The sequence below is a fragment of the Pandoraea communis genome, from assembly GCF_902459745.1.
Classification (GTDB): domain Bacteria; phylum Pseudomonadota; class Gammaproteobacteria; order Burkholderiales; family Burkholderiaceae; genus Pandoraea; species Pandoraea communis.
Genome location: NZ_CABPSJ010000001.1, coordinates 1,030,882 through 1,052,264 on the forward strand (window position 1 = coordinate 1,030,882; position 21,383 = coordinate 1,052,264).

The window sequence follows — 21,383 nt, forward strand, 5'->3', positions numbered from 1 at the left end:
ATACCGCGATGAACGCGTCAGATCAGGCGGGCGCCGCGACAGGCACGCTCAGCCGCCGGGGAAATTCGCATGCGCTGAAGAAGGCGTCGGCCGAGAGGTTTCTCGATTTCAACAATCGGCCCACCACCGGCCCCGACATGAACGTGCTACGAAGCAAACTCGGCAACGCGCAAGTCATGTCCGCGCTGAGCGCGCGCTCATTCGTGGGACCGAGTTCCTACTTCCTGAACACCGCGCAGGTCAGTGCGATTCCTCGCTCGGAAATTCCCGCTCCGGAGCGGAAGCTTTACGTCGGATACAACCGGGTCTCGCAACAACTTTCCCATATCGCGACCACGCTCTATCACGTGATGACCCACGAGACATTCCTGGACAAGTGGAGCGAAGGCGAGCGCGGCGCGATCAACCCCATCGAAATTCAGTTGGCGGTGATCGGCGACAAGCTGCACGTCTCATCGAACTTCCACAGCGATAAACTCGCCAGGGCATTGCACATCGCCCTCAGCGCGGGAGCGCCCAACCATTCCAAGACACTTGAGCGCACGGCGAACGTGGACAAGCATGCCGTTCGCGCTGCCACCTGCCTGCGTCATTTCCGAAAATTCCACGCCCTCGCCGGAGCGAGCGCCAATCAGTTGAAAGACGCCCAGACGCGGCTCAAGACGGAGATCGATCGGGGCATGGGGGTACCGTCGCGGACCGAAGGCGTCTCGCCGGAAATCATCGGCAAGCAGGGCGTTAAAGCGCTCGAGACGATTTCTCGGGTGTTGACCGAAGAAGCGGGCAAGGGTTTCCCCAGCCTCGTCGTGCACGCGCCCCCGACGTTCGAGCGAGGTCCGGAAAACGCGCTGCCGCCGGGCGTGACGGAAACGCGTCACGCCGAGCAGAACATCGAAGATGACCTGGCGCGCAACGCCGAAGCACATTTCGCACAGGCAATCGCCGAGTTGGGATTGTCGAATTCCGACGCCGTCATCGTGCCGATGGCGGGCAAGTTCGTCGCTTGTGCGGTGTGCGCCGAGGCCGAAAAGGCCATGCAGGCAGAAGGCGAGGGCGGCGTGTTTGCGCAGGACAGCGAGGCCTATCGTTTCAACCTGCATCGCTCGGGGGATCGCATCGGCCATGCATACGCGAACGAAGTCCAACAGTTGGCGACCCACGCGCTGCACCCAGACCAGAAGCGTGGCATCGAAAAGGCAACGACGATTCGCGACAACTTCGTGTCGGCGCCGAACAAGACCATGGCGTGGAAGGCACCCGTCGCCGCTGCCATGATCCCCAACCGGACCGACAGCGAAAGCGAAGCGCTCACCGACCCTCAGTAAGTCCGATCGCGGTCACCGCCATCCGGTAGCCTGCGACGGCGTCGGCGGCAAGCTCCGCCGACGCGGAAATTCTTGCATTCTCCTAATCCGGCCCTCCCGATATCCAGATTGCGCCGATCCGGACATACGATGGCGGTCTTCGCCATCGCGGCCCGGCCGGCATTGCCGACTGCGGCATGCCAATCGCGGCAGGTTGATTCAGCCGGACGATGCCTGCCATCCCATTGTCGAGATCTCCCGAGGAATCCAACGTGTACCTAGCTGGCAAATCCGGTTCTGCCGATTCGTCGAACTTCCATTGGGCGAACAGCCCTCGACGTCCACAGCGCCCCCCCTCGGGGGACTTCTCAAAACCCGGCGTCAGTGCGATGGTGGCAATCGCGCACCTGGAAGTCTCGGCAGTCGCGCGAATCGGGGCCATCGGCTTTGCGTATGCGTGCGCGGGTCAAGAGGCGCTCAAGCAATGCGGGGACATCCGCCTGGTGTTCTTTCGGGACAACCGGCGACGTGACGTACTCGCGGCGCGCTTGTGGCAGGAACTCGAAGCGAGTTCGCAAATCAGGGCCGACATGATTCCGGCCTATGTGGAGCAATTGGTCACCTCTTTCGACAGCGCGTCCGCAGACGCCTGGCAGGCGTTGGGATTTTCGATGGACAACGTCAGCGAGTTCGCTCAGTTGCCGCGGTCATTGCAGCGCAACCTGCTGACATTCACCGACACGAGCGTTTCCGACCTCCGTGCTCTCGATCTGAGAGACATCGATCTCCGGCACATCGCCTTTCGTTCCGGAGACCTCAGCGGCGCGAACTGGTGCGAAGTCGACGCCAGCGAAGCGGATTTCGCCCGCGTCAATCTCTCACGCGCCTGCTTGCAAGGTGTCGCTTTCGTGAACACGTCGCTGAGGGGCGCTCAGTTCGAAGCCCTGCGCCGCCTGAATGCCGACTTCAGCGGTGCGGATCTCACCGATGTCATCCTGACACTGGATACCGATTGGCTGATCGGCACGCCACAGACTGCCGATCAGGCGATGGCGCGTGTCGACAGCCTGCTGAGCGAAGACAACGGTTGGGAATTCCTCGCCACCATCGCGTCGATCGACAATCGGCATGGCGATCTGAAGCGCGCACTGATGTGTCAGTTGATCGAGTCGCTGGAGACGCTTTCGGTTTCAGAGACGGTCGTATGGAATTTCATCTCGTCGTGGGTATCGGTACTCTCCGACCCGGTGTTTTGGGAGAGTCCGCTGATCTCTGCATTCATCCGGGCGTATCTGCCCGTGGGCATTCAGGCGACGTGGAACCGCGAACCGGTGCCGCAGGATCTTTCCGTCGACCGGTTACGTTTTCACATCGAGTACCTGCTTGAGATGTCGGCGCATCCGCAGTGGCCGATTCTTCATCAGGGCGCGATCCACCAGTTGGTGCTCCGAGCCCGCGCAACGTCGCAACTCGACACATTGGCCGATGATTTGCTCGATCACTTTCATCGTCACCCCATCATCGCGTCGGCGGCACGTGCCCTGGAGAACGTGCTGCCGGATACGTCGCGCGACACATGCATCTTCCTGTCCGAAGACTCGCTGAGCGCCGTTGCGTGCACGCCCGATCTGCTGGAAGCAGTCATCGACAATGAGGCCGATATCCCCTGGCATTCGTTTTATGTCCTCGGAAGGGCGACGCCTGAGGCCAGCTACGTCATCGAGCCAGCCGTTTCGCCTGAGATCGCACTCCGCCCGATTCCGCTCCTGCACGCGCGATACCAAACCGCATCGGGCGTCGAAAATCGCCGTTTCGCCAAGCTGCTGAATGCCTATTGGGAGACCGATGCGACGGGCATCGCTTCGGCGACACCTGGCGTGTCCGGTACTTCCACGGCAGGTGGCGCGAACGACACGTTGCAACTATCGGATCGCGAGGCCTACCGGCGGCTCGCGCTCGATATGACGACCCGAATCTCGTCCAGTCATCCGTCACATAAGCTGACGACGATCTCGTGGCAGATGCTTCTGCAGCGTGTATTTGCGCACACCATCGTTACCCCCGGTTCGCTTCACGAGCGGCCGGACGATGACCACGCAACGATGCGCTTGCAGCCCGAAGCGAAAGCCGCGCTCTGGCGTGCTTGCCTTTCCGAGGTGCCGGGCCTTGAAGACACCCCGAAGAATCGCGCGGCGTTCGAAGTGATCGAAGCGATCAAGCAGACGAGACTGGCGTCGAGTCTGCTGCTCGGCACGGAGACGGAATCTCCGGTCGTGCTTCGTTACCTTGCATGCGCCTTGCTCAACGAGGTGTCCGCCGACGATCCGGACAGGGTTCCGCGCGAAACGCTGGCGGATTGGTGCGCACGTCTTGTCGGGGACAGCAAGGAAATGGCGACGTGTACCGCGACGCTCTCCGACGAAATGATGGCCTTCGTGTCGGCGACGCCGTCAAACTCGCGGTTACGTGAGATTTACGACGCCGTTCTGCCTCACGCCTGGCGCCGATAGATGGTGGTTGCGATGAGGCAAGCGCCGTTGGTAGGACGTCAGGGTTTCACGGCATACGTTGCAAGAAACGTCGGCAGAAAGCGATCGATCACGAATCTTGGATTCGGTTGTTCTTCCTCATCGAAACCCTTGAGCACGAACCCTGCATCGAGTTGCCCGCCAATCTGTTCGCCAAGACTATGGCCGAAAACCAACGCCTCGCCGCTCGACTGCTTCCTGGCGAGTTCGACGGACGTCAGATCGCGCACGTCCGAGTAGGGCACCTTGAAGCGAGGACGGATGATGCCCTGTGTCGCGTACGCCGGGTCGCGATCTTCCACAAAGACCACCGGATTGTAGAAGCTGCTGAGCAGTCTTCCGCCGGCACGCAGTACCCGAAAGCACGCTTTCCATACGGGACGAACATCCGGCACATACAGATTGGAAATCGGGTGGAAGATGCAGTCGAACGAGGCGTCGGCGAATGTCGAGAGATCGCGCATATCGCCCTGGACCGTCGTTAGCGTCAGTCCGTCGCGACGCGCGACCATTTCATCCTGCGCCAATTGTGCGGCAGAGACATCCAGCACAGTGACGTGCGCGCCTGCGGCGCTCAGCACCGGTGCCTGCTGACCGCCTCCCGAGGCGAGACAAAGGATGCGTTGACCTCGAACGTCGGGCAACCACCCCTCGGGCAGCGCGGACGGCGTGAGATGTACCGCCCAGTCGCCACGACGTGCCGCCGCAATCACTTCCGCGCTGACAGGACGTGACCACTCGCACTTCGTTGCGGCTTGACGATCCCACGCGGCGCGGTTGTGTTCGAGAACGTCGGGGTGAGAAATTTGGGAATCTGACATGGTGTTTTCCGGGTGCGAATGGGGAAAACTGCCCGTAGAGACACGAAACGCATATCGAGGCAGACACGCGAAAGCCCGTGGTGCCGGGTCGTCGGGTTATCGGTTAAGGCTCGATCATCAAAACGAAAAGCAATGCGCTCGCGCAGCAGGCAGCGAGGGGACGAGATGCGGAAGCATCCGGCATTACTTGTTCATTCCGATGGGCTCCAGTGGAAGGGGGAGAGACGTGCGATATGGTACGCCACCTTCCGTTGAACGCAAAAGGCGCTGCCCCGAAGGACAGCGCCTTTTGCACGGTTTCGGCGCGTAATCTGTATCCAATCGCGGCAGGCGCCAGCCTTTAGATCACGCCCTGTGCGAGCATGGCGTCGGCGACCTTCACGAAACCACCGACGTTAGCACCGTTCACGTAGCTGACCGAGCCGTCGGCACGGCGGCCGTGTTGCAGACAAACCTCGTGGATACTGCGCATGATGTCGTGCAGACGCGCATCGACTTCCTCGCGCGGCCACGAGATGCGCATCGCGTTCTGACTCATTTCCAACCCTGAGGTTGCAACGCCGCCGGCGTTGCTCGCCTTGCCTGGCGCGTACAGAATGCCGTGGCTTTCGAAGCGCTTTGCGGCCTCGTTGGTCGATGGCATGTTGGCCCCTTCCGCGACGCAAATCACACCGTTCCCGATAAGCGTTGAGGCATCGTCGGCATTCAGTTCGTTCTGTGTAGCGCACGGCAGCGCGACGTCGACGGGGATATGCCAGGGGCGCTTGCCCGGCAGAAATTCGAGACCGGTGCGTTTCGCGTAATCGCTCACGCGGCCGTAGTGATGGTTCTTGACGTCCATCAACTCGGCGAGCTTTTCGGTAGTGAAGCCCGCCTCATCGACAACCGTACCGCTGGAGTCGGACACGGTGACGACCTTGGCACCGAGCGCCATCGCCTTTTCCACCGCGTATTGCGCGACGTTGCCCGAGCCCGACACGCTCACACGCAAGCCGTCGAAGCTGCGTCCCGTCTGCTTGAGCATTTCCTCGGCGAAGTACACCGTGCCATAGCCGGTGGCTTCCGGACGAATCAGCGATCCGCCAAACGACAGCCCCTTGCCGGTGAACACGCAGTCGGCACGGTTCGAGAGCTTCTTCATCATGCCGGCCATGAAGCCGACTTCGCGTCCGCCCACGCCGATGTCGCCGGCGGGCACATCCGTGTCGCTGCCGACATGGCGAAACAGTTCGCTCACGAACGCCTGACAGAACCGCATGACTTCCCCAGGGCTCTTGCCCTTCGGATCGAAGTCGGAGCCGCCTTTGCCACCGCCCATGGGCAACGTCGTCAGGGCGTTCTTGAACGTCTGCTCGAAGGCGAGGAACTTGAGGATCGAAAGATCGACCGACGGATGAAAACGCAGACCGCCCTTGTAGGGGCCGATGGCGGAACTATGTTGGATGCGATAGCCGCGATTGACCTGAACGTCGCCGTGATCGTTGACCCACGACACCCGGAACATCACGATGCGCTCGGGCTCGACCAGACGGTCGAGCAAACCATGCTCGGCATATTTCTGATGCTGCGATATGAATGGCCACAGGCTTTCCATCACCTCCGTGACAGCTTGCAGGAATTCCGGTTGGCCGGGGTTGCGCTCGGCGGTGGAGCGCAGGAAATCGTCAAGTGATTGATATTTCATCTCGAATGCCCATCAATGGTGCTTATTTTTGTGAAGAAAAGGCATTTTGCACCATTTAGGATCACGAGATAATCGAAAAAAGAAAAGCGAGCCGCAAGTCCGGCATTCCCTTGCCGATCAACATGTTGTGGAACGCCCCCCTCGTCAGGCCGCAAGCCCTCCAGTTTCGAATCCGGCGCAACGGTCGCCAGCAGACAGCGCACACCGCAGCGCATGGGTCCCGTGCCGTCGCCTTGACGCCTGATTTCAAAATAATTTCAATCAGAAAGAAAATTTCATCGAAATTCACGCAAAAATTTCACATAGGTGAAATCTCTAATATCGACACGCAATTCGGCTGCTCAGAATGCAGGCTCAGGTCAATGTGACGTCTCGCACTGGAAGGTCGTATATGGACACCACCAAAATCGGCAGTTTCCCGGCATCGAAGGCTCGTAAGGGCAGCCGGACCCGCGACGTGATCGCGGCAAACTTCGGCACGTTTTTCGAGTGGTTCGATCTTCTGGTGTACGCGATGTTCGCGATCACCATCTCCAAACTGTTCTTCCCACAAGGCGATCCTCAGTCGGCTTTGCTGTTCAGCCTGATGACTTTCGCGAGTTCGTTCCTGATCCGGCCGGTCGGGGCTGTGGTGCTGGGCATCATGGCCGACAAGGTGGGGCGTCGCGCCACGCTGAGCTTCGCGGCGATGCTGATGCTGGCCGGCACGGTTCTGATTGCCGTGTCGCCAACCTACGATTCGATCGGCGTCTGGGCGCCGGTGATCCTCGTCACGGGCCGTCTGCTGCAAGGTTTCTCGGTGGGCGGGGAGTTCGGCACGGCGAACTCGTACCTTACCGAGCAGAGCGCGTCGCGAAAGGCATTTTTCGCAAGCTTGCAGTTCTCGGCGTCGGGCCTCGCGGTGCTGGCGGCGTCGCTGTTCGCGTACTTTTGCAACCATTCGCTCACACAAGATCAGATCAACGCGTGGGGGTGGCGTCTGCCGTTCCTGTTCGGTTGCCTGATCGGGCCGGTCGGTCTGTATATCCGCTCGAAGATCGACGAGACGGCCGACTTCGAGAAGGTCAAGCATGCGGGGGCAACGGTGCAGAACCCGCTCGCCGAGACGTTCCGGTCGCACAAGCGCTTCGTGCTGATCGGCGCTGTGATAGCGGCCGCCGGTGTCGTGGCCAGCTTCCTGAACCTCTATATGCCGACGTTTGCGATCAATAATCTCGGCCTGACCAAGGACGACGCGTTCATCGCGTCGATCTGCAGCGGTGTGGTATGCACGCTGGTGCCGGTGCTCGGCGGCATCACAGCCGACCGTCTCGGCACCATCAAGGTCATGCGCACGGCATTGATCATCGGCGTGATTCTGGTCTTCCCGCTGTTCCAGATGCTCACGCGCTCGCCCTCGCTGCTGACGCTGGCGATCTTCCAGTGCACGTTGTCGTTCATGTTCTACAGCTTCTATTTCTCGCCGATCGGTTCGCTGCTCTCGCAACTGTTTCCGACGTCGTGCCGCACGACAGGCGTGTCGATCGCCTACGTGATCGCGCAAACGTTCTTTGGCGGCATCACGCCGCTGGTGGTCGGCTTCATGGTCAAGACCACGGGTAGCGTGATGGCGCCGGCTTACTACATCGTGATCATCGCCGTGTTCGCGTTGATCGGGCTGCACGCCAGCCGCAAACATGTGAAGTGACGGGCCTTGGCGGGCGTCCCCGAATTGACGCTATATCGAAATCACTCTAGACTTTTTGAAGTGATATTGAAATTCATCGAGCGTACGTTTCACGCGTCCCGCCCCCGTTGCGTCCCCGATTCCTTTTCGCCATGCCATCGAAGCCGAAAGCCGTCACCGTCCAGACCCCGCTCCCAGAACAGAAACCCGGTGCCGTAGATTTGGCCGACGATCCTGCCGCGCAGGCTAGCGACAAGGAGCTGGGCATGCGCCTGCGCGCCATGCGCACCGAGCGCAAGTTCACGCTGAAGGATTTGGCGGCGCGCACGAACATGTCGATCGGCATGTTGAGCCAGATCGAGCGCGGCGTAAGTTCGCCGTCGATGCGCTCGCTGCGTCAGTTGTGTCATGCGCTGGGGGTGGATGGCGCGGCATTGTTCACGTCGGCTCCGGTGCCGGCGGAAAACGTGCCAAGCACCACCGAACCCAGTGAATTCGTGGTGTGGGCAAACCAGCGAAAACCGCTGCGGCTCGCCGGTTCGGGAGTTACCAAGTCGCGCATCACGCCGTCGAACTGTGCCTCGCTCGAGGCGTTCATGATGGAGCTTGAGCCGGGCGCCGCGTCCGACTCGAATCTGCTGGTGCAGTCCGGCGACAAGGTGGGGTATGTGCTCACCGGTAAATTGCGCGTGTTCATCGACGACACCACGCTGGTGCTCGGTCCGGGCGACACCTATGGCTTCACGGGCAACCGGCCATACCGCTGGGAGAACGCGTGGGACGAGCCCACCGTGTTCATGGTCGTGAACAGCAACCACTTCTACGTGTGAATGCGGCCACGGCCGCACGCCTTCCCCCGCTTACGTTTTCCTATTGTCGATTGGTAATTTATGGCTAGCGTTCTCCCCAGGCAGGTCGATGTCGCGATCATCGGCGCAGGCATCATCGGAATGAGTACCGCATGGGCGTTGGCGAAAGCCGGTTTGCGCGTGGCGGTGTTCGAGAAGGGCGTGATCGGCGGTGAGCAATCGTCGCGCAACTGGGGCTGGATTCGCACGGTCGGGCGCGATCACAAGGAACTGCCGCTGGCCATGCAGGCGATCGACCTGTGGAAAGAGATTCAGGCGCAGCATGATGTCGGCTACCGCCAGACTGGCATAGCGTATCTGGCCGAATCCGAGGCCGACATGGCGGGCTATCGCAAGTGGCTCGACAAAGCCTTGCCGCTGGGGGTGCCGGCACAATTGCTGAGCCGCGAGCAACTACCGGACTTATTCAACACGCAGTCGGCGCGCCCCTGGATCGGCGCCCTTCATTGTCCGGTGGATGGTGTGGCCGAGCCCGAGCGAGCCACCCGAGCGATTGCGATGCTGGCCGTTGCAGCGGGTGCGCAAGTGTTCGAGCAGACCGCCGTGCGTTGTCTCGATCGGCAGGGTGGGCTGGCGAAGGGCATCGTGACCGAGCGGGGTCGAGTGGCGGCCGACGCCGTCGTGCTGGCCGGCGGCGCGTGGTCACGCCTGTTTTGTGGCAACACGGGCGTGAACTTCCCGCAGTTGAAGGTGCATGCTTCGGTGCTGCGAACCACGCCGATGGACGCCGGACTGGATCTCGCGGTCAACGGCAGAGATTTCACGTGCCGCAAACGAGCGGACGGCGGTTATTCGGTGTCGCAACTGGGCGCGTCGGTGGCCGATCTCACGCCCGACAGCATTCGTCTATGCCGCCAGTTCTTCCCTGCCTGGCTTTCGGAAAAGAAGTATCTGAAGCTGCGCGTCGGCAAGCGTTTTCTCGACGAACTGATGATGCCCACGCGCTTTGGTGCGGAAGGTCCGACACCGTTCGAAGCGCATCGCACGCTCGATCCAGCGCCGGAGATGAAATCGATTGGCGTCGCCCTCGATAAGCTCAAGCAAGCGTTCCCGGCGTTTGCGCCGGCGCAGATCGCACACGCGTGGGCCGGTTTCATCGACGTAACGCCCGATGCTATTCCGGTGATTTCAGGAGTCGACGATGTGCCCGGCTTTTTCCTTGCGTCCGGCTTCTCGGGCCATGGCTTCGGCATCGGCCCGGCTGCGGGTGCGCTGATGGCAGATCTCGTGCAGGGCAACACGCCGAAGGTGGACCCCCACGCTTTCCGGCTCTCGAAGTACGCCGGGCATTGAATCCGGCGCGCTACAGGGTGGGACCGGTCGGCTCGCATGTGCCACTGCCCGCTCGTATCGCGCCTTCTTTTTGCAATCCGTTCTAACCGATATAGAGGTAAGTTGTGGCCGACAGTCATTCGCGTCTGGTGCGCTTTAGCGCGGGACCTTTGCAGAACCCTGAGATCGGCAAGCCGCGCCGTCCGATGGAAGGGGATACGGTGTTTCGCAGCATGACGGGGTTCGAGGGCAACGGCGGCCGCGCGTCGTCGGGCATTTGGGAAAGCACGGCAGGCAAGTTCCGTGCAGACACCACCGGGTACATCGAGTTCGGATACATCCTGGAAGGGGATTGCCGCATAGTCGACCCGGACGGCACCGTGCACACCCTGCAAGCCGGCGATCCGTTTGTGATGCCCGAAGGTTACAAGGGGCACTGGGAGGTCGACGCCTTTGTGAAGAAGGTCTGGTTCGTCTCGCTGACGGGCAATCAATGATCTGACAGAAGAAAAAAAAAGGCCTTACCTCAAGGCCTTTTTGCACTTTCCGTCCCGCTTCGGTGTTGCGGATTCGATTCAACGGCAGGCCGGTCGCACTGGCACCGGTGCTTACCGAAAAGTGCCGCACGGTTTAGCCGCATCCTCAAAAAATCAACGACTTGCGTAAAGGCGCGCCATGGCGGTTCATCGCTTGCGGTCGAGTGAATGCTGCGCCCCGCGGCCCGAAAAGATCGCGTCTTCGCGTTCCGGCACAAACAGATCAACGAGTGCGGAGTTTCCCGGCTACCTGAATGCGCGCGAAACCGATAAGCTTTTGTCCTTCCCGGTCCACTCCGCGAAAGCCCTCCAGCAAGCAAAAAGGAAACCGATGGACAGCCCCCGTACGCCAAATGCCAGCCCCGCTGCGCCGGAGCCGGTCGTCTACATCGTTGACGACGACGAGGCGGTGCGGGTCTCCATGCGCTGGCTGCTTGAATCGGTCGGGCACAAAGTGCAGACGTTCGCCAATGGCCGTGAGTTCCTCGCGGGCGCCGATCCACGAGGCCCCGGCTGCGTGCTGCTGGATATCCGAATGCCTTACATGGGCGGCTTCGAGCTTCAGGACAGCCTGCATGCTGCGGGCTTCCGCCTGCCGGTTATCTTTCTCACGGCCCACGGCGACATTCCAATGACCGTCCGAGCGATGAAGGGCGGGGCCTACGATTTCCTGGAAAAGCCTTTCAACGACCAGGAACTGCTCGACAAGGTTGGCGGTGCGCTACAGGTTGGCCTGCGCGAACACGCCCAGGCACAGGCAAGCAGTCAGCGGCGCGACTTGCTGAAGCTGTTATCGGCACGCGAGCGCGAAGTCTTCGACCTGCTCATCGAAGGCAAGGCATCGAAGGTCATCGCGGCAGAGCTGAACATCAGCTACAAAACCGTGGAGGTGCACCGCGCTCACATCCGCGATAAGCTCGGCGCCACGTCCGTCGCAGAACTCGTGCGACTCGGCATGAGCGAAAACGGAAAACGCCCCGACTGACGTCCGTCCCCCCCAAAAAAAACGCCCCTGGGGCGGGGCGTAAGGAGATACTCGGGAATGCAGCGATGCCGGGCTAGCTACGCGCGGTCTTTATCTTTACGCGGCGCAGTGCACCGAGTCGCAGCACCGGATACAGCACGAAAGACACCACCAGCGACGTGAAGAATTCGATCGGTACCAGTCGATTGAGTACGTAGTGTGCGAGAACGAACCCCGTCACTACCGTTACCACGCCCGCCCAATTCACATCCTCTTCGCCACCGAGTGAACCACCGGCACTGCGCTTGACGACGAAGTAGTCCGCGATGATGATCCCCGCGAAGCAAGTGGTCAGAATGCCGAGTACGGTGATGAACGAATTGAACCATTCGAGAATCGAGCCGATCAGCATCAGACAGGCGATGACGTTAGCCAGCACCACGAACACGAAACGCCCCGGCCGCCATCCGAACACGGCATCCGCCAGGTTGGTCAGCGACAGCGACGCGCTGTAGGTGTTGAGCACCTGAGCCTTCGACTGGGCGAACACCATCAATAGCGTGCCCAGCACCCCGCCGAACACGATGAACGCCGCCGCCACGCTGTCCGGGCTTTGCAGCGCCAAAGCACGCGCCGCCGCTTCCGTCATGCCACCGACCTTCACATGATGAGCCACCAGTTGATCCATGCCGGCATACATCACGATGCCGCCCACGGCGACCATCACCACATCCATGAAGATGTTACCGATGACCGCCGCAATGGCGATGTCGCGCGACGATTTCGCGTATCGACCAAGGTCGGCGTCGATCAGCGCGAGCGCGCCCGCCGACCCGATGAGCACGTTCACACAGAAGCTGAACTTGCCCCAATCAGTGTTCGCCCCCATCGCCGTGAGTGCCTCGGGTGGCATCTGCGCGCCGAACTGCATGACCGACGACCAGCTCTGGCCCGAGGTCGCGATCACGTCGATCATCATGTAGAGCAGCACGGCAAGGAATGCCACCAGCGTCAGTGACGAAACGCGTGAAACGAGAGAGAAACCGAATGCCGTGAGCAAGATCCACGCGATCGTTAGCGTGCCGTAGACGGCGACCCGCATGCCCAACGTATCGGGCTGATTGAGGTAGAACAGGAATCCCTTGTAGAGCAGTACGTTCTCAAGCGCGATGAAACCGGTGATCATGAAGCCGAACACCAGCGCCAGCAGCGCAGAGCCGCGCTGCCCCAGCCCGTGCTCGCGCGAAAGTACCGTGCTCGACAATCCTGTGCGAAAGGCGATGTGCCCCGCCCCCCAGCCAAGCAGCGCACCGACGACTGCCACGAATACGCCGGCAAGCAGGCCAATTCGGATGCCGGCAACGAAGGTGACGAGCGCGCCGACGAACAACTGGATCAGCGTTGTCACGATGCCAGCCGTGCTCCACGACAACTGCAGCCAGTTCTGACGCTTTCCGTCAGGCACGGCTTCGAGCGCGTGGTCGTCGCTACGCGTTGAGATTTGCGATTCGCTATGCATGTTTGTCTCCAGTATGCGAGAGACCGGTTTGCGTGAGGCGGCAGCGCGGGCAGTCACGCTGGCGCTCCGCGTACCGGTCAGAAGAAGTGGCGCAGGCCCAGCCGGATGGCAGTCTGATTCGAACCGTTCGCAGGTCCAGGCAGCCCCGAGATCCAAGCCATGGCAGTGGCATTGCCAGTGGCGCGCTGGTAAATGAGGTTGGTGTAGACGTCCGTGCGCTTCGAGAACGCGTAGTCGAGCGTGAGACCGAACTGTTGGGCCTTGTTGTCGCCGAGCTGCGCGTTCCCTTTCATGAACTGGTAATCGCCACGCAGCGTGGTCGCCAAGCCGATCGAGTAGTTGACGCCGACCTGGTAGACATCGACGTGCCCGCCGCTGAACGTGTTGCGGGTGTTGGTGTAGATCGCGTCAAACTGCCATTTGTCGAGCCGATAGCGGCCGCCCACCCCCCAGTTGCGGATACCGTCGTTGCCGTTGTTGATCGCCGGATCCTTTGCGTACGTGTACGCGGCATTCAGGTTCAGTGGCCCGTACGCATAGTTGACGCCCGCACTGGTGGTGCTGCGCTGGCCGAAGGACCCCGGCACACCGCCAAGGCCGTACATCACGCCGGCGTTCAGGCCACGATAGTCGGGCGTCATGTACTTCACTGCGTTGGCGACACGGAACGCGCCGCCAACGCGATTGAAGTCGAGGCCGCCGAAGGGCGTGCCCAAGCCCTGGAAAGGCCCCTGCTGAAGGTTGTAGAGGCTCACGTAGGCAAGCGACGGGCCGAGGCGCTGAGCCGATAGCGACTCGAACATGAACTCGTATTGATTGCCCAGCGTTACCGTGCCCCATGGCCCTGCCAGGCCCAGATAGCTCTGCCGCGCGAACGTCCCGCCGCCGATGGACGCGCCGTTCTCCAGCGCAAACTGCCCTTCCAGCTTGAACACGGCCTTGAGTCCGCCGCCCAGATCCTCCGAGCCCTGCAGGCCGAACAGGTTCGGCGTTTGCATGCCGGTGGCCAACACGGTGTTGCGCCCGCCCTGCTGGTTTGCCACGTAAGTCACGCCGGCGTCGATCACGCCGTACAGGTTCACATTGCTTTGCGCCGAGGCCAGCGCAGGCATGCCCAACGCAGCCATACAAATCCATCCAGTTCGCTTCACAGCACGTCTCCTTGAGTTGTCGTGTCCCCGATTGATGGCGAACGGAACCTGCTTCGCGCCAGCCCGACCACCATGAAACGGAGCTTATGAAGACGAAAATCGCGCTGACATTGGGTCGTTCATATAAGCGAATAGATGAGATTACTTATGCGTGCGATGGCTAAGCGCATCCCGAAATAAAAAACGCCGCTCATGTGGCGGCGCATCAAACCCTTTTCCAGTCATCGGTTCCGCTATTGCGCGGCAGGCCCCATCGGCCGCCAATCGGCGTCGTGCCGGTGCATCAACTGAAGATCGAGCAACACGTGCGCGAAACGCCATTGCCCGTCCTCGAACACGACCTGACTCTCATACCAACCGCCGATCCAGTGCGCCGCAGGGGGCGCGTTCCCGGCATCGCCCTGCCGCACTTGCGCCAGCTCCCACAGGTACCAGCGGCAAGTGCCGGTGCATAGATCGTCATTGATCTCCACGAGAGGTGCGACCATGTAGTGCAAGGTCCAGACGATCTGCTCCGCCCCTATGCGGGCGAGTTCCTTCGCGATAACGTCCCTTCCCTGATAGCTTCCGAAGCCGCGCGCTTCCCATGTGGCGTCGCGGCTGAACAGCGGCGCCATGATCTCGGGATCGTTGCGGCGATCCGCACCGCGGGCGTAATGCCCAACGAGTTGCGTCACGGCGAGCGCCGCTTCGAGCCGGGCGACGCGCCGCGAAAGTGTCGATGACGATGCCATCCTGCCTCCCTTGCAACCCGTCCGGTGACGCCGCGCCCCCAGGCGACGCCGCCGGACTTGGTGCATGCGTCAGTTGACCAGATTGCCGTGCTCGGCCACGAAGCGCGACTCATCGAAGCTGTATGGCACTTTCGGATCCCCGCCATAGAGTTCGATGTGCGGTGCGACCTCGGCGAGCGACAACGCGAGCGAGAACAGTCGTCCAGCCTCTCCCGGCATTTCGCCCAGCGGATACCTGTCGAGGTGCGCGAGGATCGTCGGAAGATGCGGCAGCATGTTGTCGTAGAAGTTGCGCAGCTCGCCACGCGACGAGGTGATGCGGCGTTGCTGGCGCTCGTTTTGCGTCGCCAGCGCCCAACGCGCGACAAGCGGTTCGAGCATCTCGAAACCCTTGGGGAGTGTTTGTTCCATGACGTTCGTCTCCTTCATTGTTCCATGTACTTTTCAAGCACCTTGTACCCGTGGCGCAGGAGAATCTCTTCGTCCTGCAGGAACATGTGCTGCTTGGCGCCGGACTCAAGCGCAGCGTGGGTATCTTCCATCGTCGCGGTGTCCTCCAGCCAGGCGTTGCGCTGGAGCACTTGCGCGAACTCGATGGCCCAGCGCTCGCTGTTGGTCTTCGGCGGCTTCACGTAATACTTGCCTTCCCACATCGTCTTGTTGTGTGCGACCGGCCAGAACTGGTGCGTGAACCAGATGCCCTCCGAGATGTGGATCAGGATGTTCGGGAACACCACACTCAGTTCGAACGAGAAGTCATCGCGCCGGCCTGGGTTGACGCCGGTCGGCAGCATCGACGAACTGCGCTGTGACACGAGCGATGCCCCAGAGATACCGTTGGCGACGCCAGCCACCGGCGTAGGCGTAGCGTTGAGCGTGAGGCAGATGCCCGTTGTTCGATGATCGCCGAACAGCGCGACATCGGACAGCCCGGTGGAGAACACGTTCGGAAACGACCCCGCATGGATAGTCGAGACGTGATAAGCCTCCGAGAATGCATCGAGCGCAATCTTCCAGTTGCAGTCCAGCATCGTGTTGTAGCTGAAGCACTGCGACATTTCCTGGTACGGGTAACCGCTCAGGTGCTGGCCGATGCCGCCAAGGTAGTCTTGCAGCGTGCGCTCCGGCTGCGCCGCGAGGTTGATGAAGATGAAGCCTTCCCACACATCCGTGTGCACCGGCGTCAGGCCGCCGGAAGACTTTTCGAAGCAGGGCGGGAAGCGCTCCTCTTCGGGCACCTGCACCAGCTTGCCTTCCCCGTCGTACACCCAGCCGTGGAAGCGGCATGTCACGACGGCGGCCTTGTTCCGGCCATAGGTTTCCTCACCGTGTTCGACGATCACCTTGTTGCCGCGATGCGAGCACGTATTGTGAAAACCCCGAACCTTGCCATCCTTGCCGTGGATCAGGATCACCGACGTCTTTGCGAAGTGAATCTTCTTGACCTTGTAGTCACCAATGTTCGGAATCTCCTCGACGCGCCCCACCTTGAGCCATGTGTTCATGAACACACGCTCCTTCTCACGCTCGAAGAACGCCGGAGAAACGCAGGGCTCGACCGGAATCGGCTCGGTGCCGAGTTCGGGGTACTTCGCCGCCCAGCGCAGCGTGTTGTCTGTTGTATCCATTACCGCTCCTCCTGAAAAATGATTGACTCGTAGTCGTAGAAAGTTCGCGCGATCCGGCTCATGCGCCTGCCACGCCGTCCTCGTCGAGTCCGTACTGCGCGCGCGCGAGATGCGCGATGCCGAGACGTTCGAGAATCGACATCGGACAAAGGAACGTGACCCGTACCACGCCGGGCAGGCGGCTGATTTCGATGGAACCCGCGATCGTCGCGCGATTGAGGATTTCGTCGTAGGGCAGGCCCGTGACGCGCGCCGCCCGCTCGAGGCCAACCTTGGTCGCTTCGTTGAGTGTGGGCGCCGAGCCGATGAAGGTAATCGGCGCGTTCGCCTCGATCGTCGCCTGGCCGTAACGCGCGCCGAGCGCACGCACGTGGGCACGTTGTGCAGCGGTCATCGGGCGGGCCATCGGCGGCAAGTCGTCCGGGCGCTGAAAAAGAATCGGCCCGTCGATCGCCAGCCCCTTGATGACTTCCACCTGCAACTCGACCTCGCCGGCAACATCGGTCGCATGTCCCGCGACCTCGCCATTGCCCTGCTGAGCGTGCATATCGCCCATGTACACGCCCGCACCCGGCACCTTCACCGGGCAGATGACAATGGCCCCTTCGCGCACGCTGTTGGTGTCCATGTGGCCATCCGTCTTGTGGGCCTCCAGCGCCTCGCGCGACAAGCCGAAAGCGTGCGGTGCATCGACAAGGAACGCGCCGAAGTCACCGGCGTTGTGCGAATCCGGAATGTCCTGCGACGGCATCGTGCCGATGTTGCCCAGGAACGGTTGCATATGGGCCGCCACGCCGCTCATATCCGCGCGGGCGAGCGACAGGATCGAGTGCTGCTCGGACAGTTCAGGCAATCGCGCGAGCTGGCTTGGCGCGCGAGCGATCCTCTGTGCCGCCTGCGCGTCGACGGTGAGCGAGACGCGGTTCTCGCGGTCGAGAACGATCACGTAACCGTGGCTGAAGCGAAACGCGTTGACCTCGGCGCCGCAAACGTCGCAACGGATCGCCTCGTCCCCGGTGCCCGTCACATGGCTCGAAGGGCTTGGCGTTCCACATGCGGAGCAGAGCTTCGCCACGAACGGGTCGCCGATGTAGCGGCCCTCGACAAACTCCATGACGCCAGACGACGTGGCCAGCGACGTGACCTCGCAGCGCAGAATCTTCAGCGCGACGGCATCGCCGATCTCCGCCCCTTCGACGGCGACCGGCTGCGTGACCTCGTGCCCCCCCTGGAAGATCGGCGTGATCATCGGCCCCCAGCAGCCGGGCGGCGTGCCGGTGACGATGCGCCCGCCGTCCCGGACCGGGCCAAGCATGGCTTCGCGCGGACCGATCACGCCGCGGGTGTAGGAATTGACAGATACGACTTCCTGGGGCGCTGCCGGCTGTTCGTGACTCATGGGGGTGTCCTCTATCCTCGTTTGTGACGCCAACCGGAAACCGAATTCCAGTAGCGAAGTGCGCATTGATGTTGGATTCAAGCGTACGGAAATCGCCCTGATGCGGTTATCCGGTCGGATATTTACCGAGTTAGGGGATAACACTTATCGATGCGCGTCACGCGGTTGGAAGGCGGGGGTGGGTGCTATGCTCAATCCGACATCGCGAGGCCACGACCATGAAATTCGTCAACTACTTGAGCCGGACCAACTACCAGGAGGTCTTCCTCTACGCGAACGACATCATGGTGATCCACGACAAGAACACCGGCGAAATCCTCGAGGCGAACCTCAGCGCATGCCAGATGTACGGCCATACGGTCGAGGAACTGCGTGGCATGTCGATTGGCGAACTCACACGCAATCACTTTCCCTATGACACCGAGGCGGGTCTGCGCCGTGTGTGGGAAGCACGCGACTCGAAAGGCAGCGTGATCTTCGAATGGGTCATCCGCAATGCCCAGGGACATGAGACGCCGGTCGAAGTCAGCCTCAAGCTCATTACGCTCAATGGCGTGGAGCGCGTGATCGCGATGGCGCGGGACATTACCGAGCGCCGGCAGGCTGAGGTTGCACTCAGGGAGAAGGAACGCTATTACCGCAAGCTGATCGAGAGTTCGTCCGACGGTGTCGCTATCCTGTCGGAGAGCGGCATCATCCGCTTCCTGGGGCCGTCCATTCGCACGCTGCTTGGCGTGTCCGAGCGTCAGCTCACCGGGCGCTCGGTGTATTCGTTCATCGCGCAAGACGAGGCGGCGTCCATTCGGGAAGCGCTATCCTCGCTTGCCGCAGGCGCCAGCACCAACCTCAGCTATCGTCTCCAGCACCGCAATGGCGCGTGGCGCATTTATGAAGCGCGCTGCCGCAACCTGTTGGCGGATCCGTCGGTGCAGGGCATCCTCGTGAACTTCCGCGACATCACCGAGCGCGTGAAGGTGGAAGAGATGGCCAGAGCGCGGGAATATCAATTAAGCCGTATCGCGCGCATCTCGACGACGGGCGAGATGGCCACGGCGCTCGCACATGAGTTGAATCAGCCGTTTTTCGCGATCGTCAATTTCGTCGCGGGATGCCGCCGGCGCATCCAGGCCGGGCAATATTCCAGCGCCGACTTGCTGCAAATTCTCGAACTGACCCAGCACGAAGCCGAGCGCGCGGGAAAAATCATCAACAAGGTGCGCGAATTCACGTGCAACCGAACCTATCAGCGCCAGGTCATCGACCTGCGCGACCTCGTGCATGACCTTGCGGACCTGATCGCGCTCAAAGCGCAGCAGAATGACGTCACGGTGCACTACCGCATGGACGATGCACCGTGCCTGGTCGAGTGCGACGACGTGCTGATCCAACAAGTCGTGATCAACCTCGCGGTCAATGGCATCGACGCCATGGCAAGCGCACCGCCGGACTCGCGAGAGCTGTGCATTTCCGTGAGCCAGCGTCCGAACCAGTGCATGCAGATCACGGTGGCCGACAGCGGCCCGGGCCTGCCTCGCATCAGTCCCGATCAGATCTTCGCGTCGTTCTTCTCAACCAAGAACGACGGCCTTGGCATCGGCTTATCGCTGTGCAGGTCGATCGTCGACACGCACGGCGGGCATCTGTGGGTCACGAGTTCGGTCGTGCCGAAGCAAACGCGCGTTCATGTCATGCTGCCGCGCACACGCCCCAACGGCGATATCGACTCGCCGCCTCACGGTTCGGCAAGCGCGCCTGCGAGTGCTTCCCCGGAATAAGCGAAAACACTTATTCGCTAAGCAGTCGATCCAATTTGCGGCGCCTCTGCGCAACGCTACCCTGATTCCACGATTCAAATGGTCGCGCGCAAGCGCAGGCGCCCCGTGCATCACCGATGCGCGTATGCCTGCGTCATGCGCGTGCGCGGGCATCAGGAGACGCCATCATGACGGTAGCCGACCAAGTCATTCAATTTCTCTGCAAGACCTCCGACGTACCGGAAGGGGGCGCCAAACGCATCGAACTGGCCGGTCGAAGGCCGCTCGCCGTCTTCAATCTCGAAGGAAGCTTCCATGTGACGGACGACACCTGTACGCATGGCGAAGCATCGCTTTGCGACGGTGAGATCGATGGCGATGTGGTCGAGTGCCCATTCCATCAGGGCGCGTTCGACATCCGCACGGGCAAGCCCGCCGGCGCGCCATGCACGATTCCGCTCAGGACGTATGCGGTTGTCGTCGAGCGCGACGACGTGAGTATTCGTATCGACGACTGACAGGGGAACGGAAATGCGCGAGATCACTGTCGAGGGGACGTCGTATCAATTTTCGTGCGACAGCGGCGATACGGTGCTCGGCGGCGGCTTGCGCGCCGGGCTTGGCATGCCTTACGAATGCGCGGTGGGTGCGTGCGGAACGTGCAAGTTCGAACTGCTCGAAGGCGAGATCGAAGAGGGATGGAGCGCGGCACCTGGATTGTCGGAGCGCGATCGCGCCAAGGGACGCAAGCTCGCTTGCCAGTGCAGGCCGAAGGGCGACTGCCGTATCAAGATCCGGCTCGACGATGCATGCCGGCCGATCATCGGGCCACGCAAGTTCGATGCCGTTCTCGTGGCGAGCGAGGACGTGACGCACGACATCCGCGAGTTCCGCTTTCGAGGCACATCGCCGGCGGCGTTCCTGCCGGGGCAGTTTGCCTTGCTTCACCTCCCTGGCGTGCCCGGCGTTCGGGCGTACTCCATGGCGAATCTGGCCAACGACGAAGGGGATTGGCACTTTCAGGTGCGCCGCGTCGAAGGCGGCGCCGGTTCGGCGGCATTGTTTGACCGGCTCTCGCATGGCGCGCGAATTCAGATCGACGGTCCCTATGGCGCGGCTCATCTTCGCACCGACGCGGCACGCGATGTCGTGTGCGTGGCGGGGGGGTCCGGACTCGCGCCGATGCTTTCGATCGCTCGGGGCATGTCGCAATCCGGCATGCTCGACACGCAGCACCTGCACTTCTTTTACGGAGGGCGGGAGGCGCGCGACGTTTGCGGTGAAGCGCAATTGCGCAGCCTGCAAGGCTACGGAGACCGTATCCGTTTCTATCCGGTCGTGTCGGCACCCAACGAGGGGAATGGCACGACATGGGAGGGGCGCACGGGCTTCGTCCATCAGCATGTCGAGGAAGTGATCGGCGCGCACATGCAGGCGTGCGAGTTCTATATGGCCGGGCCACCGCGAATGATCCACGCGATGCAGGACATGCTGCACGTGCGCCACGCGGTGCCGCCGGCGCAAGTTCACTTCGACCGCTTCTTCTGAGCCGCG

At 61.6% G+C, this 21,383-nt stretch carries 19 protein-coding genes; 10 read left to right on the forward strand and 9 right to left on the reverse strand.

Annotated elements, in window-relative coordinates; translation table 11 throughout:
• The first annotated feature begins 8 nt into the window (after positions 1-8).
• Entirely contained in the window at positions 9-1,325 is a 1,317-nt protein-coding gene (locus PCO31110_RS04740) for a hypothetical protein (RefSeq protein WP_150689741.1), read from the forward strand.
• Positions 1,326-1,693: 368 nt separating this feature from the next.
• Positions 1,694-3,814, forward strand: a complete 2,121-nt coding sequence (locus PCO31110_RS04745) for a pentapeptide repeat-containing protein (protein ID WP_174979316.1) — start codon at positions 1,694-1,696, stop codon at positions 3,812-3,814.
• A 38-nt stretch (positions 3,815-3,852) separates the two neighbouring features.
• Here PCO31110_RS04745 and PCO31110_RS04750 read toward each other — a convergent pair whose 3' ends face one another.
• From PCO31110_RS04750 to PCO31110_RS04760, 3 genes are all read right to left on the reverse strand, one after another.
• The gene (locus PCO31110_RS04750; RefSeq protein ID WP_150689743.1) at positions 3,853-4,653 is read right to left on the reverse strand and encodes a class I SAM-dependent methyltransferase; all 801 of its coding nucleotides are present in this window, start codon (positions 4,651-4,653) and stop codon (positions 3,853-3,855) included.
• Positions 4,654-4,993: 340 nt separating this feature from the next.
• A complete protein-coding gene (gene gdhA / locus PCO31110_RS04755) occupies positions 4,994-6,337 on the reverse strand; it encodes an NADP-specific glutamate dehydrogenase (protein WP_010806805.1) in 1,344 nt (447 codons plus the stop codon).
• A 61-nt stretch (positions 6,338-6,398) separates the two neighbouring features.
• Entirely contained in the window at positions 6,399-6,626 is a 228-nt protein-coding gene (locus tag PCO31110_RS04760) for a hypothetical protein (RefSeq protein WP_150689744.1), read from the reverse strand.
• Positions 6,627-6,728: 102 nt separating this feature from the next.
• Here PCO31110_RS04760 and PCO31110_RS04765 point away from each other — a divergent pair, with 102 nt between their 5' ends.
• The 5 genes from PCO31110_RS04765 to PCO31110_RS04785 all read left to right on the forward strand — a co-directional run bounded on the left by PCO31110_RS04765 (position 6,729) and on the right by PCO31110_RS04785 (position 11,665).
• Positions 6,729-8,024 carry an MFS transporter gene (locus PCO31110_RS04765; protein ID WP_010806807.1) on the forward strand — a complete coding sequence of 432 codons (1,296 nt, stop codon included), beginning with the start codon at positions 6,729-6,731 and terminating at the stop codon, positions 8,022-8,024.
• Positions 8,025-8,155: 131 nt separating this feature from the next.
• A complete protein-coding gene (locus PCO31110_RS04770; protein ID WP_010806808.1) occupies positions 8,156-8,833 on the forward strand; it encodes a helix-turn-helix domain-containing protein in 678 nt (225 codons plus the stop codon).
• A gap of 60 nt (positions 8,834-8,893) precedes the next feature.
• Positions 8,894-10,165 (forward strand): NAD(P)/FAD-dependent oxidoreductase, encoded by a 1,272-nt coding sequence (locus PCO31110_RS04775; RefSeq protein ID WP_010806809.1) that lies wholly within the window; start codon positions 8,894-8,896, stop codon positions 10,163-10,165.
• A gap of 104 nt (positions 10,166-10,269) precedes the next feature.
• Positions 10,270-10,641 carry a cupin domain-containing protein gene (locus tag PCO31110_RS04780; protein WP_010806810.1) on the forward strand — a complete coding sequence of 124 codons (372 nt, stop codon included), beginning with the start codon at positions 10,270-10,272 and terminating at the stop codon, positions 10,639-10,641.
• Positions 10,642-11,011: 370 nt separating this feature from the next.
• Entirely contained in the window at positions 11,012-11,665 is a 654-nt protein-coding gene (locus PCO31110_RS04785) for a response regulator transcription factor (protein WP_150583705.1), read from the forward strand.
• Between the two features lie 73 nt (positions 11,666-11,738).
• Here the strand turns inward: PCO31110_RS04785 and PCO31110_RS04790 are convergent, their stop codons facing one another.
• The 6 genes from PCO31110_RS04790 to PCO31110_RS04815 all read right to left on the reverse strand — a co-directional run bounded on the left by PCO31110_RS04790 (position 11,739) and on the right by PCO31110_RS04815 (position 18,075).
• Positions 11,739-13,163: a purine-cytosine permease family protein gene (locus PCO31110_RS04790; RefSeq protein ID WP_150689745.1), complete on the reverse strand. Its 1,425-nt coding sequence runs from the start codon at positions 13,161-13,163 to the stop codon at positions 11,739-11,741.
• A 77-nt stretch (positions 13,164-13,240) separates the two neighbouring features.
• Positions 13,241-14,314, reverse strand: a complete 1,074-nt coding sequence (locus PCO31110_RS04795; RefSeq protein WP_246189723.1) for a porin — start codon at positions 14,312-14,314, stop codon at positions 13,241-13,243.
• Between the two features lie 233 nt (positions 14,315-14,547).
• Complete coding sequence (locus PCO31110_RS04800; protein ID WP_174979318.1) at positions 14,548-15,048, reverse strand: nuclear transport factor 2 family protein; 501 nt, start codon at positions 15,046-15,048, stop codon at positions 14,548-14,550.
• 69 nt (positions 15,049-15,117) lie between these two features.
• On the reverse strand, positions 15,118-15,459 hold the full coding sequence (locus PCO31110_RS04805) for a hypothetical protein (RefSeq protein WP_150689747.1): 342 nt from the start codon (positions 15,457-15,459) through the stop codon (positions 15,118-15,120).
• A 14-nt stretch (positions 15,460-15,473) separates the two neighbouring features.
• Positions 15,474-16,676: an aromatic ring-hydroxylating oxygenase subunit alpha gene (locus PCO31110_RS04810; protein WP_150689748.1), complete on the reverse strand. Its 1,203-nt coding sequence runs from the start codon at positions 16,674-16,676 to the stop codon at positions 15,474-15,476.
• 58 nt (positions 16,677-16,734) lie between these two features.
• On the reverse strand, positions 16,735-18,075 hold the full coding sequence (locus tag PCO31110_RS04815) for an acetamidase/formamidase family protein (RefSeq protein ID WP_010806817.1): 1,341 nt from the start codon (positions 18,073-18,075) through the stop codon (positions 16,735-16,737).
• 218 nt (positions 18,076-18,293) lie between these two features.
• Between PCO31110_RS04815 and PCO31110_RS04820 the strand changes: the two genes are divergently transcribed.
• From PCO31110_RS04820 to PCO31110_RS04830, 3 genes are all read left to right on the forward strand, one after another.
• Complete coding sequence (locus PCO31110_RS04820) at positions 18,294-19,850, forward strand: PAS domain S-box protein (protein WP_010806818.1); 1,557 nt, start codon at positions 18,294-18,296, stop codon at positions 19,848-19,850.
• Positions 19,851-20,017: 167 nt separating this feature from the next.
• The gene (locus tag PCO31110_RS04825) at positions 20,018-20,347 is read left to right on the forward strand and encodes a non-heme iron oxygenase ferredoxin subunit (protein ID WP_150689749.1); all 330 of its coding nucleotides are present in this window, start codon (positions 20,018-20,020) and stop codon (positions 20,345-20,347) included.
• Positions 20,348-20,360: 13 nt separating this feature from the next.
• Complete coding sequence (locus PCO31110_RS04830) at positions 20,361-21,377, forward strand: 2Fe-2S iron-sulfur cluster-binding protein (protein ID WP_150689750.1); 1,017 nt, start codon at positions 20,361-20,363, stop codon at positions 21,375-21,377.
• The last annotated feature ends 6 nt before the right edge of the window (positions 21,378-21,383 follow it).

Coding starts and splice junctions, on each gene's coding strand:
- PCO31110_RS04740 (WP_150689741.1), top strand. CDS start 9: ATGAACGCGTCAGATCAGGCGGGCGCCGCGACAGGCACGCTCAGCCGC.
- PCO31110_RS04745 (WP_174979316.1), top strand. CDS start 1,694: ATGGTGGCAATCGCGCACCTGGAAGTCTCGGCAGTCGCGCGAATCGGG.
- PCO31110_RS04750 (WP_150689743.1), bottom strand. CDS start 4,653: ATGTCAGATTCCCAAATTTCTCACCCCGACGTTCTCGAACACAACCGC.
- gdhA (WP_010806805.1), bottom strand. CDS start 6,337: ATGAAATATCAATCACTTGACGATTTCCTGCGCTCCACCGCCGAGCGC.
- PCO31110_RS04765 (WP_010806807.1), top strand. CDS start 6,729: ATGGACACCACCAAAATCGGCAGTTTCCCGGCATCGAAGGCTCGTAAG.
- PCO31110_RS04770 (WP_010806808.1), top strand. CDS start 8,156: ATGCCATCGAAGCCGAAAGCCGTCACCGTCCAGACCCCGCTCCCAGAA.
- PCO31110_RS04775 (WP_010806809.1), top strand. CDS start 8,894: ATGGCTAGCGTTCTCCCCAGGCAGGTCGATGTCGCGATCATCGGCGCA.
- PCO31110_RS04785 (WP_150583705.1), top strand. CDS start 11,012: ATGGACAGCCCCCGTACGCCAAATGCCAGCCCCGCTGCGCCGGAGCCG.
- PCO31110_RS04790 (WP_150689745.1), bottom strand. CDS start 13,163: ATGCATAGCGAATCGCAAATCTCAACGCGTAGCGACGACCACGCGCTC.
- PCO31110_RS04800 (WP_174979318.1), bottom strand. CDS start 15,048: ATGGCATCGTCATCGACACTTTCGCGGCGCGTCGCCCGGCTCGAAGCG.
- PCO31110_RS04805 (WP_150689747.1), bottom strand. CDS start 15,459: ATGGAACAAACACTCCCCAAGGGTTTCGAGATGCTCGAACCGCTTGTC.
- PCO31110_RS04810 (WP_150689748.1), bottom strand. CDS start 16,676: ATGGATACAACAGACAACACGCTGCGCTGGGCGGCGAAGTACCCCGAA.
- PCO31110_RS04815 (WP_010806817.1), bottom strand. CDS start 18,075: ATGAGTCACGAACAGCCGGCAGCGCCCCAGGAAGTCGTATCTGTCAAT.
- PCO31110_RS04820 (WP_010806818.1), top strand. CDS start 18,294: ATGAAATTCGTCAACTACTTGAGCCGGACCAACTACCAGGAGGTCTTC.
- PCO31110_RS04825 (WP_150689749.1), top strand. CDS start 20,018: ATGACGGTAGCCGACCAAGTCATTCAATTTCTCTGCAAGACCTCCGAC.
- PCO31110_RS04830 (WP_150689750.1), top strand. CDS start 20,361: ATGCGCGAGATCACTGTCGAGGGGACGTCGTATCAATTTTCGTGCGAC.